Raw genomic sequence first — 15,914 nt, forward strand, 5'->3', positions numbered from 1 at the left:
CGAGTTCATCTGCAAGACGTTGAAAAATAACCGGGCTGGTGGGTTTATCACCTCGCGTGGGTATCGCCAGTCCAAGGCTCGCGGGTTAAGTGCTCGTCGACTTCGTGATGCTGCGTTGGTTGAACGCATTAGTGCTGTTCATCGGGATAATTATGGTGTCTTAGGTGTGCGGAAAATGTGGCATGCGCTTCGCCGTGAAGGAATCGATATCGGTCGTGAACAAACCGCCCGACTGATGCGCCTGGCTGGCGTTTCTGGCAAAGGCAAAGGCGGATCACCGATTACAACCCGAAAAGCTCATGTGCCTGATTTGCGCCCGGACTTGGTTGAGCGTGAATTTAAAGCCCGGGGCCCGAATAAGCTGTGGGTGGCTGACATTACCTATGTACGGACACGAAAAGGATTCGTCTACACCGCGTTTGTCACCGACGTCTACTCCCGGCGGATCGTCGGGTGGGCGCTGTCAGATTCGATGCGGACCGAAGCTTTGCCGCTGCAAGCACTCAACCAAGCGATTGTGAGTGCTGAGGAAACAACAGGTCTCATTCATCATTCGGATCACGGCTCGCAGTACGTCAGCGTTGTCTACAACCAGCGACTTACCCAGCACGGCATTACAGCTTCCACCGGAAGTGTTGGTGACTCCTATGATAATGCTCTGGCTGAAAACGTTAACGGCTCCTACAAGAACGAGCTAGTCCATACCCGCAGGTGGGATGACGTTGTAGAGGTAGAAATCGCGACGTTCGAGTGGGTGTCATGGTGGAACGAGACAAGGCTCCACCAAAGCCTGGGATACCGAACCCCAGCCGAGGTGGAAACCGAGTTTTGGAAGAAGACCCCGCAACAGGCAATAATGGAAAACAAGGCAAATGCCTAGGAACAAAACCCGGGGCACTTCACCCAGCCCATCAACACAGGGCCGTAAAAGAAGCGGAACCAAACCCAGGACACTTCATCGAGGCTGTTTATTGTTGCTACCCAACGCTGTGGCATAAGAGCATGTGGTGGTGGCTGCAGGTAGGTAAATAGATGTTGTTTCTGCGAAAGGTTCCGCAGTGATTTATAGGCTTGGCGAACGCGTAAATGGGTCCACTCCCACGTGCGGTTGGACCTGCGGCGATGTGTAGGTGCCAGGGTTTTCTCGCAAAGGAAATGCTTATAGACCTGGCCAAAGTCATGCAGGTTCTTCGTCCATTCCCGTGCTTGGTCTAGAGTGCTGATTTTGGTTAATTGCAGCGCTAGGCCATAGATGGTTTTGCCGGCATCGGTACGTGGCCGGCTGGTGGTGTATCGGCGGATTACGCGTTGGGCATGGACTAGGCAGCGCTGGATTGGTGTGTGTGGCCAGCATGGTGCGATGGCTGATTGGGCGCCGAGTCCGCCATCAAGTACGACGCATAAAGGTAGCGCTATGTTTTTAAGTAATTGAATATAGGCGTCGGTGGATTCCCTTTTAGCCCAGTGCCAGGAGGTGACGTGGTCATGGCTTGCTGCGACAAGCAGACAGCCTGCCGCGGTGTAGGTGCCGTCGATGAAGATTTGGTCGTAGATTCGGTGAGGATCCGGGGTATTAGGAATATCGATAAGCCATAAGGGCTCACACCGGCGGTTGAGAGTCCACCGGCTTATTCCTTGCTGCTGAGCGAGCTGCGTCAAAGACGTTGTAGATACCGCGTAGCGGTAGAAGGCGCGGAAGTCTCGGGCCTGGGTGTGGTCAGTTCGTTGGCGCGTTAAGGAGCTTCCGCAGTTGGGGTCTTTGCATCGCCATCTGGTTTTCCCTTTGGATGTTGTGCCATTTTTCTTCATCTGCCCTGCACAAATAGGGCATCGTGGTCGGTTAGTAGTCACCGGAAAATTCAACCAGCTCACCACATACCACATGCAGGTGCCATTCCGGCGGATTGAACAAAAGCAGGGCCGAATAAGCCCCAACAGCTTATTCAGCCCCTATTTAAACAAGCTAACCAGCGTTTACTCTGAGACCGAGACACGCTTCCTGCTACTTAACCCGCAAAAATCCCGAGTCCTGCGGGGCTTGATTTCCCATGGACTCGGGATTTAAGTGATACAGGTTAAGCAGTAGCTTCTGCAGCAACCTCTTCAGCCGGGATGATGTTGACCATCCGGCGACCGCGCTTGATGCCAAACTTTACGGAGCCAGCAGCAAGTGCGAACAAGGTGTCGTCGCCGCCGCGACCAACGTTCTCACCTGGGTGGAACTTGGTGCCGCGCTGACGCACGATGATCTCGCCGGCGTTAACCTGCTGACCACCGAAACGCTTGACGCCGAGGCGCTTGGACTCGGAATCGCGACCGTTGCTGGAGCTGGAAGCACCCTTCTTGTGTGCCATGTCGTTTCCCTCCTTCGGGGATGATTTACAGCCCGGTTAAGACTTACTTGATACCGGTGATCTTCAAGGTGGTCAGAGGCTGGCGGTGACCCAGACGCCTCTTGTAACCAGTCTTGTTCTTGTACTTCAGGATATCAATCTTTGGACCTTTACCCTGTTCAACGATTTCCGCAGCGACGGAAACCTTCTCCAAGTCGGAAGCCTTGGACTTCACAGCGGCGCCATCGACGAGCAGAACCGGGGTGAGAGCCACGGCAGAGCCTGGCTCACCCTCGATCTTCTCGACCTTGACGAGGTCACCTTCAGCAACCTTGTACTGCTTGCCGCCGGTCTTGACGATCGCGTACATAGAGGGTTACCCCTTATCTAAACTCGCTCGGACACGGCACCCAGGCCGTTATCCGAATGGACACTTACATATTGCGTTCAGACCTCGCGCGAACATGTCCGCAATCACCGGGCGGCAATTGTGGGCTGATCCAGCGCCGAGAGTTCTAAACAGCGACTGTCAAAGACTACCCCGCCGCGGGTACAAAATACAAACCACGCACTTCGTACCCGCGTGGCGGTGCGCTAGGACGTAGCCCGCCGTGCTACGCGGCGCCGCCGCCGGCCCGTATCCTTAGCGCCAGTCTGCGGGGTCTCCGGCGTGTTAGTGGACGCCTTTTCCCCAGCACGTTCCTGTCGCGCAGCCCCTGCTGGCGCCCCGGTCTTTTTCACCGCGCGCTTCTTTCCGCGGCGAATAACCTTGGTCTCGGTCTGCAGGGCGCCAGCCTTCTGGGAATCCTTCTCCCCTTGAACAGGTGTAGCCGCTGGGTCACCCGCGTTGTGTGAGGTGGCCTTGTCCCTCGGGTTGGTGCGCACCACGCGGCGCTTGCCGCGACGGCCTCCCTGCGCCGGGGAGTTCTTCTTCCCACCACTGATATTCTCGTGGCGCTGCTCCGCTGTCCGCGAGGAGTTTTTACGCTTATCGCCGTGCTGTGCCTCCTGGGCGTTAGTCCGGTGCGAGGCCTGCACGGTAGCCCGGCGGGAGTTCGGCTGGGTTCGAACGCTGCGGCGCCGGCCACGCCCGCGGGACGTGCTGCGGGGCTTTTGCTGCTCAGCGTCCTGCTGGGCCGCATCGCCACGCCGTGCCTCATCCGAGGAACCCTCGGATTCCGCCTGGTGTGGCTGGGCAAAATCCTCTGGGCGCGGACGATTATCGGAACGCGAATTCCCGCGCGTGCGGCGCTTGCGGCGCGGAGAAGCCTCAAACTCGGCGACTGCCTCCTCGTAGGTCTTCTCCGGCGAACCGGCAGCTGCCGCCTTCTTCTCTTCAACCTTTCCTTCAGCGGCCTGCTGGCGCTTGTTCGGCTGCTCCTGCGCGCGACGAGACGCGGGCGAGGTCCGCGTTGCCCGGCGCGGCTTCTTGCCACGCTGGGTGCGCTTGTTCTCCTTCGCCGGTGCTTCTTGTCCATCGGGCACATAGTAATTAAATTCCTGTACCTCATCGCTTTCGGCAGCGTTGTCCGCCGCGGCATAGGCGATGGCCTCGATTTCAGAGACCTCTGACTTCTTCTGCGCCCGGCGGCGCTTCTTCTGCTTGCCCTCGCCGCGGCCTCGGTCGTCGCGGTGTCCGCGGGCGTTGTCGGCTCGCTTCTGTGGGGCCTTCTGTGTGGAGTCGGCGGTCTCATCGTCTACGACGACATTTGCCACCAGCTCCTCCAGGGACGGTGACTGCTCATCCTCGTTACCGTAGAGCGGTGCGTCCGTCTTCTGGTACTTCTGCGGCTGGGACGTGGCATTCCTGCGGCCCTTGCGGCCCTTCTGCCCCTTCTTCTCCGCGCGCTCGTCCTCGTCGTCGAGCTCATGCATGGCCACGGCAGCTGGGTGCTGCTGGGGATCGTGCTCAGGCTTCTTGTGAGCCTTAGAGGAACCGTGCGAGTGGTGGCCGGAGTGATTGTCTTCTGCTTCATCGACCGGGTACTCGTGGATGATGATGCCGCGGCCATGGCAGTGCTCACACTCGGTAGAAAAGGTCTCTACCAGGCCGGTGCCCAAACGCTTGCGCGTCATTTGCACCAAGCCCAGTGAGGTGACCTCGGATACCTGGTGGCGCGTGCGGTCGCGGCCCAAGGCCTCCTTCAGACGGCGCAAAACCAAGTCCTGGTTTTCCGGCAGGACCATGTCAATAAAGTCCACCACAATCATGCCGCCCAGATCGCGCAGGCGCATCTGGCGCACGATTTCCTCGGCCGCCTCCAGGTTATTGCGGGTTACGGTCTCTTCCAGGTTGCCGCCGGAGCCGGTGAACTTGCCTGTGTTGACGTCGATGACGGTCATGGCCTCGGTCCTGTCAATAACCAAGGTACCGCCAGATGGCAGCCACACCTTGCGCGAGAGCGCCTTATGCAGCTGCTCATCAATGCGGTAGGCGGCAAAGGCGTCCTGGCCACCGTGATCCTTCGGCTTATAGCGCACCACGCGGTCCGCAAGGTCCGGGGCCATGGATTCCACGTAGGCATTGACCGTATTAAAGGAACGCTTCCCGTCCACGATCAGGCGGTGGAAATCTTCGTTGAAGAGGTCACGGACAACCTTAATGAGCATATTCGGCTCTTCATAAAGCGTGACCGGTTTAGCACCCTTGGAGGATTTTTCCTTCTTGGCTTGGGCAGAGATATCCTCCCACCGGTTATGCAGGCGCTGCACATCTGTTGCGATGGCCTCTTCGGGAACGTTTTCGGCAGCGGTGCGGATGATGGCGCCGCCATCGCCTGGCACCACGCGGCCCAAGATATCCTTCAGGCGCTTGCGCTCTGGTGCCGGTAGCTTGCGCGAGATTCCGGCGCTGCGCCCGCCTGGTACGTAGACGAGGTAGCGCCCGGCCAAGGAAATCCGGGTGGTCAGGCGCGCACCCTTGTGGCCGATCGGATCCTTTGCCACCTGCACCAAAATCTGGTCGCCGGATTTCAGGGTGTTTTCAACCTTGCGGGCGCGCCCGTGCAATTTGGTCTTGCGCCAATCAATCTCGCCGGCATAGAGCACGCCATTGCGGCCCTGTCCGATGTCCACGAACGCCGCCTCCATGGACGGCAAGACGTTTTGCACCCGGCCTAAATAAATATTGCCAATGAGGGAGGCTTGGGCCTCGGTGGTAACGAAGTGCTCGACCAAGAGGTCATCTTCAAGCACGCCCACCTGCGTGACGATGCCCGCGCCGTCCTCACGCTGCTTATCGCGCACCACCATGGTGCGCTCCACGGCCTCGCGCCGCGCCAAAAACTCCGCCTGGGACACGATGTGCTGGCGCTCGCGGCCCTTTTCGCGCAATTCTGCACGACGGCGCTTCTGCGCCTCGATGCGGGTAGAGCCGCGGATGGCCTTGGGCTCATCGATAAGCTCCGGCTCCTTATCCGCCGCCTCCTTCTTGGAATTCTCGTTCCCGCCGCGCCCGCGGGAGGTACCGCGGCGACCGCGTCGGCGCTTGTCAGAGCCCCCGCGCGCTACCTTATTGCCTGCCTCGGCCTCGTCGGCCTCGGCATCTTCGGCAGGATCCGCCGCATCTGCGGCTTCAGCGATCGCCGCCATGTCCGCAGCCTCGTCCTCGCCAAGCTCCTCGGTTTCCTGCTGCTGCGGCGGCATAAACAGCGGCGCGAAGTCATACGCGGCGGAATCGTCGTCGGTCTCCGCGCGCGGGACTATGCGCGGTGCATAGTAATCATCGTCGAAGTCCTCGCCGGCCTCTGCCAACACCTCATGCAGCTTCGCTGGATCCACGGTCCCGGTCGCTTCGCTCGCACCAGCAGCATCAGCGTCGGCAGGGACATCATCTTCAGCGCGCGCGGGCGCGTTCGCCGGCTCAGGATCCGGCAGACGATCCGGCGCCTGCTTTACATCCGGCAATGCGCTTTTTACCAGCGATGCATCGACCTTTTCCTCAATCTGGGAGATTTCATTGTCCACGTTCTTGCGCACGCGGTAGCGCAGGTTCTTTTCCTCTTCCGCATCTGCTGCGGTGTTGTCAGCCGGAGTGGCGTCTGCTTCCCCAGCATCGGCCTGCGCTGGTTCTTTCTTTGCCGCGGGCGCGGACTTCTTCGTGGCCTTGCGGGTGCGCCGAGCGCGCTTGGTGGTCTTGGCCTTGCCCTCAGGCTTTGCTTCTGCTGGGCTCTCGTCCACGGTTGCAGGCTGCTCCGCATCCGCGCCCCCGGCATGGCGGGCTAGAGCAGCGAAGAGATCGCCTGCTTCTGCGCGGGTAATGGAGCTCTGCGCGGTCTTGTTCAGGCCCATGTCCTTAAGCTGGGCCACCAGCTGGCGCGAGGATAGGCCGAGCTTTTTGGCCAAGGCATACACGCGGGTTTTATCTTTGAGCTCGCTCGGGTCTATGCGCTGGGCCAAAGCCGCGGCTGCCTGGAGGTTTTCAGTTGTTTCTTGAGAGTTCTGTGCCGCCATTAGTTGGGCTTACTCCTGTACTTCGATTGTATGGTGCGTCGGCCACTCGGGCGCAGGCACAGCCCCAAAAAGGACCGCGCCGCTGCCGCACGAATAGCCACGATAAACGCACTGCGTTAAAGCTTGTAGGATTATGAAATTATGCGCACGCTGCGCGTGAGTTCCATTGTGTCACAGAATCTTGGCGGGGCGAGCAGGCTGTGGGCGATGATACGTTTGAACTTATGGCAGAACTGGCACCACGTCCCGCCCGAACATTATCGCAGTACCGGAAACGCAATGAAATTACGCCGAAAGAGGCGTGCTTATGCGGCGTTCCGGCCGGCTTTGCCCTCGGTTTTGCTCAAACGGGGGCCAGCTACATGCTGATAGGCGCCGCCGTTTTTGCGGTCTTTGCGGTCATCGGACTAGTGCCCCTCATCCGCCACTATCCCCGCTCCACTGGGGCTAGCCAGGATGTCTACCTCGAGGGCGATTACCCCGCCATTGCTTATTGGGCGCCAGTAATTCCAATTGCTCTACCGCTGGCCATGGCCCCGCTATCCGCGGCTGGCTGGTTGCCGGACATTTCCCTGGCCCCACCCGTGGAAGGTATCTTAACCGGCGCGGTGTCGGCGTTCGCATTTCCACTGGGTTTGTGGGCCATGGATTCCCAGTCCTTCCGCATTGGCCGCCGCCGCATGCAGCGCATCGTGGCTGAAGATCCCTTAGAAGGGGTCACAGATCATGCCATGCAGCTTGCCGATGCCCACCTCGATATCCTCACCGCCCTCGTCACCGCCGGGGCCGTCCAGGGCAATACGACCACCACCAATGCCTTGTCCCGCCTGATGCAGGTGGAGCTAGATCCCCTGTCCGATGCGCTCCAGGAACTAAAAAAGCATGGGCTAGTAAAGGTAGAAAATATTGGGCTGCGATCAAAAGTAGAAAGCTGGCGCATCAGCCTCACCCCTACTGGCGTGCGCTGCCTCTATCAAATTGGCAAACGCTAACTTGGCAAACTTTGGTCTCCAGGAAACAACTTTGGGCCAATCCAGAGCATGACGTATACCAGGCCAACCAAAACCGGAATTTCCACGAGGGGCCCGATGGTGCCGGCTAATGCTTGAGCAGAGGTGGCCCCAAAAGTACCGATGGACACCGCGATGGCTAACTCAAAATTATTTCCCGCGGCGGTAAAGGCCACTGAGGCAGACTGTGCATAATTCATTCCGGCAGCTTTAGCGACGCCCAAAGCCAGAAAGAACATCCCGACAAAGTACAACATCAAAGGCACCGCTACCCTAACCACCGCTATCGGCTGCTCCACGAGCTGTTCTCCCTGCAGGGAGAACAGTAAGACGATTGTGTACAGCAAACCGATCATTGCTAAAGGAGACACAGCGGGAAGGTAACGGTTTTCAAACCACTCACGGCCCTTAGTTTTCTCGGCCCATACTCGGGAGATAACCCCGAGCAAAAGCGGAATTCCTAAGAATACGAGCACCGAAGTAACAATGGACCAGAAAGAAAATTCGACAGAGGTGGTATCAAGGCCCAGCCATCCCGGCAGTATCTGCAGGTAGAACCACCCCAGGACACCGAACATCGCAACTTGGAAAACGGAGTTGATTGCTACTAATACTGCCGTGGCTTCTCGGTCACCGCAGGATAGGTCTGACCACACCAAGACCATGGCGATGCAGCGGGCGAGGCCGACAATAATAAGACCCGTGCACAACTCGGGTTGATCCGCCAAGAATAGCCAGGCCAGTGCGAACATGAATGCTGGCCCCACAAGCCAATTCAAGACGATCGACACGGTCATCAGCCGTCTGTCAGTGGCAATCTCCCGGGTCTTTTCATAGCGCACTTTAGCAAGCGGTGGATACATCATCACCAGCAGCCCTAAAGCGATTGGAAGGGAAATACCTCCAATTTCCAAAGCTGAGAGCGCTCTTCCAATTCCCGGAAGAAAATGGCCTATAAGCAGGCCAAGAATCATAGCTATGATGATCCACACGGGAAGAAAGCGATCGAGAAAAGCCAAACGCGGCTGCTGTGATGTAGCCATAACCGTCTCCTCTATTGACCCAAGTAGCACTGTATTCTGCACTACTGTAACCGTTCATATCGATGCTCGTCAATATGAATAGATGAGGCAAACGCCCATATACTAAAGGCATGGTTTCTTCGCACGGCACGACCAAAAATCCCCACATCAACGAATGTTGTTCACTCAGCAACGGCCCCCTAGACCAGGCCGATTCCGTGCATCTTGCCCAGCAATTCAAGGTACTTGCAGATCCCGCCCGACTTCGTCTTTTATCCATCTTGTGCGATGAAGGCTGCGGCCCGATGAGCGTTTCCGAACTGACCACATTATCCGGTCTCAGCCAGCCGACGGTGTCTCACCATCTTGCAAAATTGCGGGATGCTGGCCTCTTAGCCAAACGGCAAACTGGCCGCACCGTCACCCATGAAGTGCAAAAACAAGCTTTCACCGCACTGTGCAAGTTACTCTCCTTCGATTAAAGAGCCACTAACTATAAAACTTTGAGCTAATATGCCCGCAATTCTGTGAGCCAATCAACGTTTTTAGACCCTTAATAAATCCCTTTATAAAGGAAAAGGCCCGAGCTTAACGCTCGGGCTTCCTTGAAATCTAGCTAGCTTCAGTACTTAGAGATTCGGGAACCAAATTCCAATCTCGCGCTCTGCGGACTCTGGGGAGTCGGAGCCGTGCACGATGTTCTCGCCCACGCTGAGTGCGAAGTCACCGCGGATGGAACCCGGTGCGGCCTTGGAGACTGGGTCGGTGCCGCCGGCCAGCTGGCGCCATGCCTCGATGGCGCGCTCGCCTTCAACAACGCCGGCAATCAGCGGTGCGGAGGTGATGAAGTCCACCAGCTCGCCGAAGAATGGCTTGTCCTTGTGCTCTTCGTAGTGCTTTTCTGCGGTCTCGCGGTCAACCACGCGCAGGTCCAACTCAGCCAGCTTGAGGCCCTTGCGCTCGATGCGGGCGATGATCTCGCCCACGTGGCCGTTCTTTACGCCGTCCGGCTTAATGAGGATCAATGTACGTTCAGTCATGCCCCATACTGTACCGAATACCCACAACTCGTCCACGACCGAGGGCTATAAGCGGGGGCAGCATTAAGTAAGCTGCTGGACTATCTCCGTCGCGCGCTCGTGCGAGGTCCCCCTAAACCACAGGCGCACCTGGTTGACCGCTGTGCCGAACTGGCCGTTACCCAGCAACCGCTTAATCTCTGCTCGCTGCTTTTTATCTAAATCATCAAGGGTGGCTTCTTCTGCCCGCTGAAAATTGGCGCGCAGGGCCAGGGCCAAAAATACGGCGGCAATGATAAGCGCTACTAGCGGCAGCCACGGCGCACCCGTGGCCGCGCGGGCAGCTACCGCGGCAATGCAGGCCAGGGCCGCGAGGACGAGATAGACGGTGCGCATGGCCCCTACTTCTGGTTGAGGTGCTGGGTAGTTAAGTAACCGCGCTTCATGCGGGCGATTAAGTTACTGCGCAAATACGCCGCGAGCAGCCACTCCATGCCGAAGATGATGAAGATCGCGGCGATGGACCAGTGCGCCATAAACCCCAGGATAAGCCCCAATAGCTGCGCCCAGACGATGACGGTCAGCGCCCACTTCTTATTCATAAACGCGATCATGCCCAGGTGGAATATCAGGGCACCTACGACCACACCGTAGTTAAACGGCGTCCACAGCGTGCCGTCATACAGCTTGTACAACAGCGGCAGGGCTAAAACGAGCGTGATCGACTCCATGATGAGCGAGCTGGCGATGACCATGCCATTAAAGCTCTTGAGCGGATCCTTGACGGGGTCCTGCCCCAAGCCCAATGGGCCGATTTCATTATCCGCGACTTCATCGCCGCGGCGCGGCGGACGAGGCGGACGAGACGGGCGGGACCGGGGATCAGGGCTGGTCATGCGGGCTCCTTTCCAAACATCGCGCGGGCTTCACCGGCGGTGACCACCGAACCGGTAATCACAATACCGGAGCCGGATTGCACCTCGGATTCCTCGGCCAGCTCCACGGCTTGCGCGTAGGCACCGGGCAGATCATCGGCCACATAGACGCGCTCTTCGCCATAAATATCGCGGGCTACTTCCGCCAGTTCATAGGCATCGAGTGCGCGCGGCGAGGAGTTTTGGGTGATGACCACCTCGCTCAAGTACGGCTCCAGCGCGGCAAGGATGCCCTGGGCGTCCTTATCGCCAAAGATGGAGACCACGCCGATAAGCCGGGCGAAATCGAAGTCGCGGTCGAGCGCTGCACCGAGCGCCTTGGCGCCGTGGGGATTGTGGGCGGCATCGATAAACGTCGTGGGCGAAGTACGCACGCGCTCGAGGCGGCCGGGCGAAATCGTCTTGGCAAAACCGGTGCGCACGGAGGCAATATCCAGAGGATGCCCGGAAGAGGCACCGAAGAAGGCTTCCACCGCCGCAAGGGCAACGGCCGCGTTCTTGGCCTGGTGCTCGCCGTGCAGCGGCAAGAAAATATCCTCGTACATGCCGCCGAGGCCCTGGATATTGACCTGCTGGCCACCGACCGCGATGCGGGATTCTAGGGCCGCGAACTCCGCGCCGGAGCGCGCCACGCCGGCATCCATGTCCACCGCGCGCTGCAGGATGACCTGCATGGCCTCAGGGTCTTGCTCAGCAATGATGGCGATGTTTTCATTCGGGGTCAGCGGGTCTTCGGCATCGGCGCGGCGCTTGATGATGCCCGCCTTCTCCCCCGCGATCTCCCGAATATCGCTGCCCAGGTAATCCGTGTGGTCAAGGCCCACCGGGGTAATCACGGAGACGTCCGCATTGACCACGTTTGTGGCATCCCACAGACCGCCGAGGCCGACCTCGACGACGGCGACGTCAACGGGGGCATCGGCAAACGCTGCATAGGACAGGCCCACCAGGACCTCGAATTTGGACATGGGAACGTCTGAGCGCGCATCCACCATCTCCACGTACGGCTTGATTTCGTGCCACAGGCGCACGTAGTCGCGCGGGTGGATGGGCCGGCCATCGATGCCGATGCGCTCGGTGACCCGCTGCAGGTGCGGGCTGGTGACCAGGCCCACGCGGCGGTGGAAGGAACGCAGCAGCGAATCGACCATACGCGCGGTAGAAGATTTGCCGTTGGTGCCCGCGATGTGGATGACATCAAAGGACTGCTCGGGATGTCCCAGCAAATCCATGAGCATCTCGATGCGCTCCAGGGTGGGCTCAATCTTGGTCTCCGGCCAGCGCTGATTGAGCTCGTCTTCTACCTCACCGAGCGCCTGCAGCTCCTCCGGGGATACCTCTTGGGGCGCGGCGTCGTTATATTCTTCGTCCTCGCCCATGCCCAGGTTGAGGGTCAGGCCCGATTCCGTGATCTCCACCGGGGTGCCCTCGGTCCCCTCCTTGAGGGCATCGACGATCTCAAAATCGTCCTCTCCCCCGGTGGCCTCGCCATTGCCGTTGGCGTCGTGATTGAAGCGCTGATCTGACACTACTTAAGGCCCTCCAAACGGCTGGTAATGCGCTCGACTTCCTCGCGCGCGATATCTTGGCGCGCCCGAATCTTAGTGACCACCTCTTCCGGCGCCTTGGCCAGGAAGTTTTCATTACCCAGCTTCTTGCCGGTCTGTTCCAGTTCCTTATTGGCCTTGGCCAGATCCTTTTCCAGGCGCTTGCGCTCGGCTTCGACGTCAACCGCGCCATGGGTATCCAGCGTGACCTCGACGGTGGCCTGGGACAGGCGCACCTCAATGGAGGCCGAGGGGTTAAAGTCCTCGTCCGGCGCGGTGGTATTGGCCAGGTTGCGGACCAATTCCTCCTGGCCCTGCAGGTCAGCCGCGGCGAAGTCGAGGCGGCCCGGCACCTTTTGCGAAGGCTTGACGCCCTGATCGGAGCGGAAGCGGCGCAGCTCGGTAATGAGCTTATCGGCATCGTCGATGCGGCGGGCGGCCACCGCATCCTTCGTGGCGCCGCCGTTGGTATCGGCCACCGTGGGCCATGGGGCGATGACGATGGATTCCCCGCCGGTCAGTGCCTTCCACAGCACCTCGGTTACATACGGCATGGTGGGGTGCAAAAGGCGCAGCACGACGTCGATGACGCGGCCTAGGACGATCTGGGTATTGCGGCCTTCTACCGTTTCGCCATCGCGCGGGATCTGCGTCTTGGCAATCTCCAGGTACCAGTCACAGAGCTCATCCCAGGTGAAGTGGTAGAGCAGCTCGTTGGCCTTGGCAAATTGATAATCGTCCAAGTAGGCATCGACCTGAGTGCGCACCTCTTCGGCGCGGTCGAGGATCCAGCGGTCGGCATCGGAAAGCTCCGTGCGGCTGGGCAAAGGTGCCACGCCGGCGCCGTTCATCAGAGCAAACTTGGTGGCATTAAAGAGCTTGGTGGCAAAGTTACGCGATGCCGCGGCGGCATCAGAGCCCAGCGGCAAATCCACGCCCGGGTTGGCGCCGCGGGCAAGGGTAAAGCGCAGCGCATCGGCTCCGTAATCGCGCACCCAGTCCATCGGGTCAATGCCATTGCCCAGGGACTTGGACATCTTGCGGCCCTGCTCATCGCGCACGAGGCCGTGCAGGTAGAGGTCCTTGAAAGGAATCTGCGGGCGGCCATCGGTGCCCTCACCCAAAAGCTCTGGGGTCTTGGTGCCGGCGAAGGTGCCGAACATCATCATGCGCGCGACCCAGAAGAACAAGATGTCATAGGCCGTGACCAGCACATTAGTGGGATAGAACTTCTCCAGATCCGGGGTCATATCGGGCCAGCCCAGGGTGGAAAATGGCCACAGCGCCGAAGAGAACCAAGTATCGAGGACATCCGGATCCTGCTCGTAGCCTGCCGGCGGCTCCTCATCGGGGCCGACGCACACGATGTCGCGCTCGATCTCGCCGGACTCGTTCGTGCGCTCCGGGCCGTACCAAATGGGGATGCGGTGACCCCACCACAGCTGGCGGGAGATGCACCAATCGTGCATGTCATCGACCCATTCGAAGTAGCGCGGCTCCAGCGACTGCGGGTGCAAGGCGGTATCGCCCTCGCGCACGGCATCGCCAGAGGCCTTCGCCATCTGCGCTACATCGACAAACCACTGCAGCGATAGGCGCGGCTCGATGGGCTCGCCGGAGCGCTCCGAGTGGCCCACGGAGTGAACATAGGGGCGGATTTCTTTGACGATGCGCCCCTGCTCCCGCAGCGCCTCCCTAATTTCCACGCGCGCATCTTCGCGCGTCATGCCATCGAACCGGGTGCCGGTATGCGCGATGTGGCCAGTGGTATCCATGACCGTCGGCATATCCAAGTTATGGCGGGTGCCCATGGCGTAGTCATTGGGATCGTGGGCCGGGGTGATCTTTACTGCACCGGTACCAAATTCCATGTCCACATAATCATCGGCGATGATCTTCAGCTTCAAGTCATCGCGGAAGGGGTGATCCAATTCCTGGCCCACGAGGTGGGCGTAGCGCTCATCGTCGGGGTGGACGGCAATGGCGACATCGCCAAGCATGGTTTCCACACGCGTGGTGGCAACAATGAGGTGCGGCTCATCGTCATTGAGCGAGCCATAGCGGATGGAGACCAGCTCGCCCTCGACGTCCTTGTAGACGACCTCGATATCAGAAACGGCGGTCTCTAGCACCGGTGACCAGTTGACCAGGCGGTTGGCCCGGTAAATCATGCCCTCATCGTAGAGGTTCTTAAAGATGGTCTGCACCGCGCGGGACAGGCCCTCATCCAGGGTAAAGCGCTCGCGGGTCCAGTCCACGGAGTCACCGATGGCGCGCATCTGGTTCTGGATGGTGCCGCCGTATTGCTCCTTCCATTCCCAGACCTTGTCGATGAACTCCTCGCGCTCATAATCCCAGCGCTTTTTGCCCTCGGTCTCCTTGAGCTTGGCCTCAACCTTGGTCTGGGTGGCAATGCCCGCGTGATCCGCACCGGGCAGCCACAAAGTGGAATAGCCCTGCATGCGCTTGCGGCGAATGATGGAGTCGATCAGAGTGTGGTCCAAGGCGTGGCCCATGTGCAGCTGGCCGGTGACGTTCGGCGGCGGCAGCACGATGGAATAGGGCTCCGCCTCCGAGGATGCATCCGGGGTGAAGTAACCGGCGCTTACCCAGCCTTCGTAGAGGTCTTTTTCTACTGCCTGCGGCTCCCAGGACTTGGGAAGCTGGTCCGCGCGGTTGGTGCCAACGAGTTGCTCTTTATTCTGATCAGTCACCTGGCCAACTCTACCCTGTGCGTCAACTGGCACCACCGGCCTGTCTAGAGTAAGGGCATGTCTCACAACCCTGGCCACCGCGCCCGCCTCCGCACCCGTTACTTCACCCAAGCCAAAGACAACTCTCAGGCCTTCGCGTGCCTGACGAGCTACGACTGCTTGACCGCCGAAATCTTCGATGAAGCCGGGGTCGATCTCCTGCTCGTCGGCGATTCCCTGGCCAACGTGGTGCTGGGCCGCGAAACCACGCTCTCGCTCACCCTCGATGAGATGATCCCGCTGGCCCGCGCGGTGGTTGCTTCGACCTCCCGCGCCTTCGTGGTGGTGGACCTTCCCTTCGGCTCCTATGAGGACGGCCCCTCCCAGGCGCTGGAGACCGCGGTGCGCGTCATGAAGGAAACCGGCGCGCAGGCCGTGAAGCTGGAGGGCGGTGCGGAGCGCGCTCCCATTGTTGCCGCGCTTGTCGCCGCCGGCATCCCGGTCTGCGCCCACATTGGCTTTACACCTCAGCAGGTCCACGCCTTGGGCGGCTTCGTGGTCCAAGGCCGGGGTGCCGGTGCGGAGAAGCTTCACGACGACGCCCGCGCCCTCGCCGAGGCCGGCGCCTTCGCGGTGGTGCTGGAGATGGTCCCGGCAGCCCTTGCTGAGCAGGTGACCAAGGAGCTGCCCATCCCCACCATCGGCATCGGCGCCGGCGCGCAGACCGACGGTCAGATTCTGGTGTGGACCGATGCCTTCGGCCTGGGAGGTCCCAAGGCGCCGCGTTTTGTGCGCCGCTACGCGAATCTGCGCGGCGCGCTGCTGGAAGGAGCGAAGGACTATGTCGCAGATGTGGGTGAACGTTCCTTCCCCAACGCCGAGGAGTCTTTCGAGGACTAAGGT

The 15,914-nt window shown here is 59.8% G+C and carries 13 protein-coding genes and 1 pseudogene; 4 read left to right on the forward strand and 10 right to left on the reverse strand.

Features of this window, described 5'->3' with window-relative positions:
* A partial coding sequence (locus HMPREF1267_RS09695; RefSeq protein WP_051141763.1) for an IS3 family transposase occupies positions 1 to 880 on the forward strand: 880 nt, incomplete at its 5' end.
* 77 nt (positions 881 to 957) lie between these two features.
* On the opposite strand, the pseudogene HMPREF1267_RS12805 reads toward HMPREF1267_RS09695, so the two are convergent.
* From HMPREF1267_RS12805 to HMPREF1267_RS09710, 4 genes and pseudogenes are all read right to left on the reverse strand, one after another.
* Positions 958 to 1,851, reverse strand: a pseudogene (locus HMPREF1267_RS12805) (IS1249 family transposase); the annotation flags it as partial.
* A gap of 224 nt (positions 1,852 to 2,075) precedes the next feature.
* On the reverse strand, positions 2,076 to 2,354 hold the full coding sequence (gene rpmA / locus HMPREF1267_RS09700; RefSeq protein ID WP_005277951.1) for a 50S ribosomal protein L27: 279 nt from the start codon (positions 2,352 to 2,354) through the stop codon (positions 2,076 to 2,078).
* A 43-nt stretch (positions 2,355 to 2,397) separates the two neighbouring features.
* Positions 2,398 to 2,703: a 50S ribosomal protein L21 gene (gene rplU, locus HMPREF1267_RS09705; RefSeq protein ID WP_023029139.1), complete on the reverse strand. Its 306-nt coding sequence runs from the start codon at positions 2,701 to 2,703 to the stop codon at positions 2,398 to 2,400.
* A 224-nt stretch (positions 2,704 to 2,927) separates the two neighbouring features.
* Positions 2,928 to 6,785 carry a translation initiation factor IF-2 N-terminal domain-containing protein gene (locus HMPREF1267_RS09710; RefSeq protein ID WP_023029140.1) on the reverse strand — a complete coding sequence of 1,286 codons (3,858 nt, stop codon included), beginning with the start codon at positions 6,783 to 6,785 and terminating at the stop codon, positions 2,928 to 2,930.
* 224 nt (positions 6,786 to 7,009) lie between these two features.
* Between HMPREF1267_RS09710 and HMPREF1267_RS09715 the strand changes: the two genes are divergently transcribed.
* On the forward strand, positions 7,010 to 7,777 hold the full coding sequence (locus tag HMPREF1267_RS09715) for a hypothetical protein (RefSeq protein ID WP_034658229.1): 768 nt from the start codon (positions 7,010 to 7,012) through the stop codon (positions 7,775 to 7,777).
* Here HMPREF1267_RS09715 and arsB read toward each other — a convergent pair.
* Positions 7,774 to 8,838, reverse strand: coding sequence for an ACR3 family arsenite efflux transporter (arsB, locus tag HMPREF1267_RS09720; protein WP_023029142.1), 1,065 nt, complete (start codon positions 8,836 to 8,838; stop codon positions 7,774 to 7,776). The genes HMPREF1267_RS09715 and arsB overlap by 4 nt on opposite strands.
* 110 nt (positions 8,839 to 8,948) lie before the next feature.
* Here arsB and HMPREF1267_RS12810 point away from each other — a divergent pair, with 110 nt between their 5' ends.
* Complete coding sequence (locus HMPREF1267_RS12810) at positions 8,949 to 9,299, forward strand: metalloregulator ArsR/SmtB family transcription factor (protein ID WP_023029143.1); 351 nt, start codon at positions 8,949 to 8,951, stop codon at positions 9,297 to 9,299.
* 147 nt (positions 9,300 to 9,446) lie between these two features.
* On the opposite strand, the gene ndk is transcribed toward HMPREF1267_RS12810, so the two are convergent.
* From ndk to HMPREF1267_RS09745, 5 genes are all read right to left on the reverse strand, one after another.
* Positions 9,447 to 9,857, reverse strand: coding sequence for a nucleoside-diphosphate kinase (ndk, locus tag HMPREF1267_RS09725; protein WP_034667205.1), 411 nt, complete (start codon positions 9,855 to 9,857; stop codon positions 9,447 to 9,449).
* Positions 9,858 to 9,920: 63 nt separating this feature from the next.
* On the reverse strand, positions 9,921 to 10,232 hold the full coding sequence (locus tag HMPREF1267_RS09730; RefSeq protein ID WP_023029145.1) for a hypothetical protein: 312 nt from the start codon (positions 10,230 to 10,232) through the stop codon (positions 9,921 to 9,923).
* 5 nt (positions 10,233 to 10,237) lie between these two features.
* Positions 10,238 to 10,732, reverse strand: a complete 495-nt coding sequence (locus tag HMPREF1267_RS09735; protein WP_005284398.1) for a DUF4233 domain-containing protein — start codon at positions 10,730 to 10,732, stop codon at positions 10,238 to 10,240.
* Positions 10,729 to 12,300, reverse strand: a complete 1,572-nt coding sequence (locus HMPREF1267_RS09740) for a folylpolyglutamate synthase/dihydrofolate synthase family protein (RefSeq protein ID WP_023029146.1) — start codon at positions 12,298 to 12,300, stop codon at positions 10,729 to 10,731. The genes HMPREF1267_RS09735 and HMPREF1267_RS09740 overlap by 4 nt, the downstream gene beginning before the upstream one ends.
* Positions 12,300 to 15,032, reverse strand: coding sequence for a valine--tRNA ligase (locus tag HMPREF1267_RS09745; RefSeq protein ID WP_034667207.1), 2,733 nt, complete (start codon positions 15,030 to 15,032; stop codon positions 12,300 to 12,302). Before HMPREF1267_RS09745 ends, HMPREF1267_RS09740 begins: the two co-directional genes overlap by 1 nt.
* A gap of 57 nt (positions 15,033 to 15,089) precedes the next feature.
* On the opposite strand from HMPREF1267_RS09745, the gene panB reads away from it, so the two are divergent.
* Positions 15,090 to 15,911: a 3-methyl-2-oxobutanoate hydroxymethyltransferase gene (gene panB, locus HMPREF1267_RS09750; protein WP_005277923.1), complete on the forward strand. Its 822-nt coding sequence runs from the start codon at positions 15,090 to 15,092 to the stop codon at positions 15,909 to 15,911.
* Positions 15,912 to 15,914: the final 3 nt, after the last annotated feature.

This window comes from Corynebacterium sp. KPL1824 (assembly GCF_000478095.1).
Taxonomy (GTDB): Bacteria; Actinomycetota; Actinomycetes; order Mycobacteriales; family Mycobacteriaceae; genus Corynebacterium; species Corynebacterium accolens.

Bases quoted from the DNA above. Each gene is read 5' to 3' on its own strand.
- rpmA (WP_005277951.1), bottom strand. From the start codon at position 2,354: ATGGCACACAAGAAGGGTGCTTCCAGCTCCAGCAACGGTCGCGATTCC.
- rplU (WP_023029139.1), bottom strand. From the start codon at position 2,703: ATGTACGCGATCGTCAAGACCGGCGGCAAGCAGTACAAGGTTGCTGAA.
- HMPREF1267_RS09710 (WP_023029140.1), bottom strand. From the start codon at position 6,785: ATGGCGGCACAGAACTCTCAAGAAACAACTGAAAACCTCCAGGCAGCC.
- HMPREF1267_RS09715 (WP_034658229.1), top strand. From the start codon at position 7,010: ATGGCAGAACTGGCACCACGTCCCGCCCGAACATTATCGCAGTACCGG.
- arsB (WP_023029142.1), bottom strand. From the start codon at position 8,838: ATGGCTACATCACAGCAGCCGCGTTTGGCTTTTCTCGATCGCTTTCTT.
- HMPREF1267_RS12810 (WP_023029143.1), top strand. From the start codon at position 8,949: ATGGTTTCTTCGCACGGCACGACCAAAAATCCCCACATCAACGAATGT.
- ndk (WP_034667205.1), bottom strand. From the start codon at position 9,857: ATGACTGAACGTACATTGATCCTCATTAAGCCGGACGGCGTAAAGAAC.
- HMPREF1267_RS09730 (WP_023029145.1), bottom strand. From the start codon at position 10,232: ATGCGCACCGTCTATCTCGTCCTCGCGGCCCTGGCCTGCATTGCCGCG.
- HMPREF1267_RS09735 (WP_005284398.1), bottom strand. From the start codon at position 10,732: ATGACCAGCCCTGATCCCCGGTCCCGCCCGTCTCGTCCGCCTCGTCCG.
- panB (WP_005277923.1), top strand. From the start codon at position 15,090: ATGTCTCACAACCCTGGCCACCGCGCCCGCCTCCGCACCCGTTACTTC.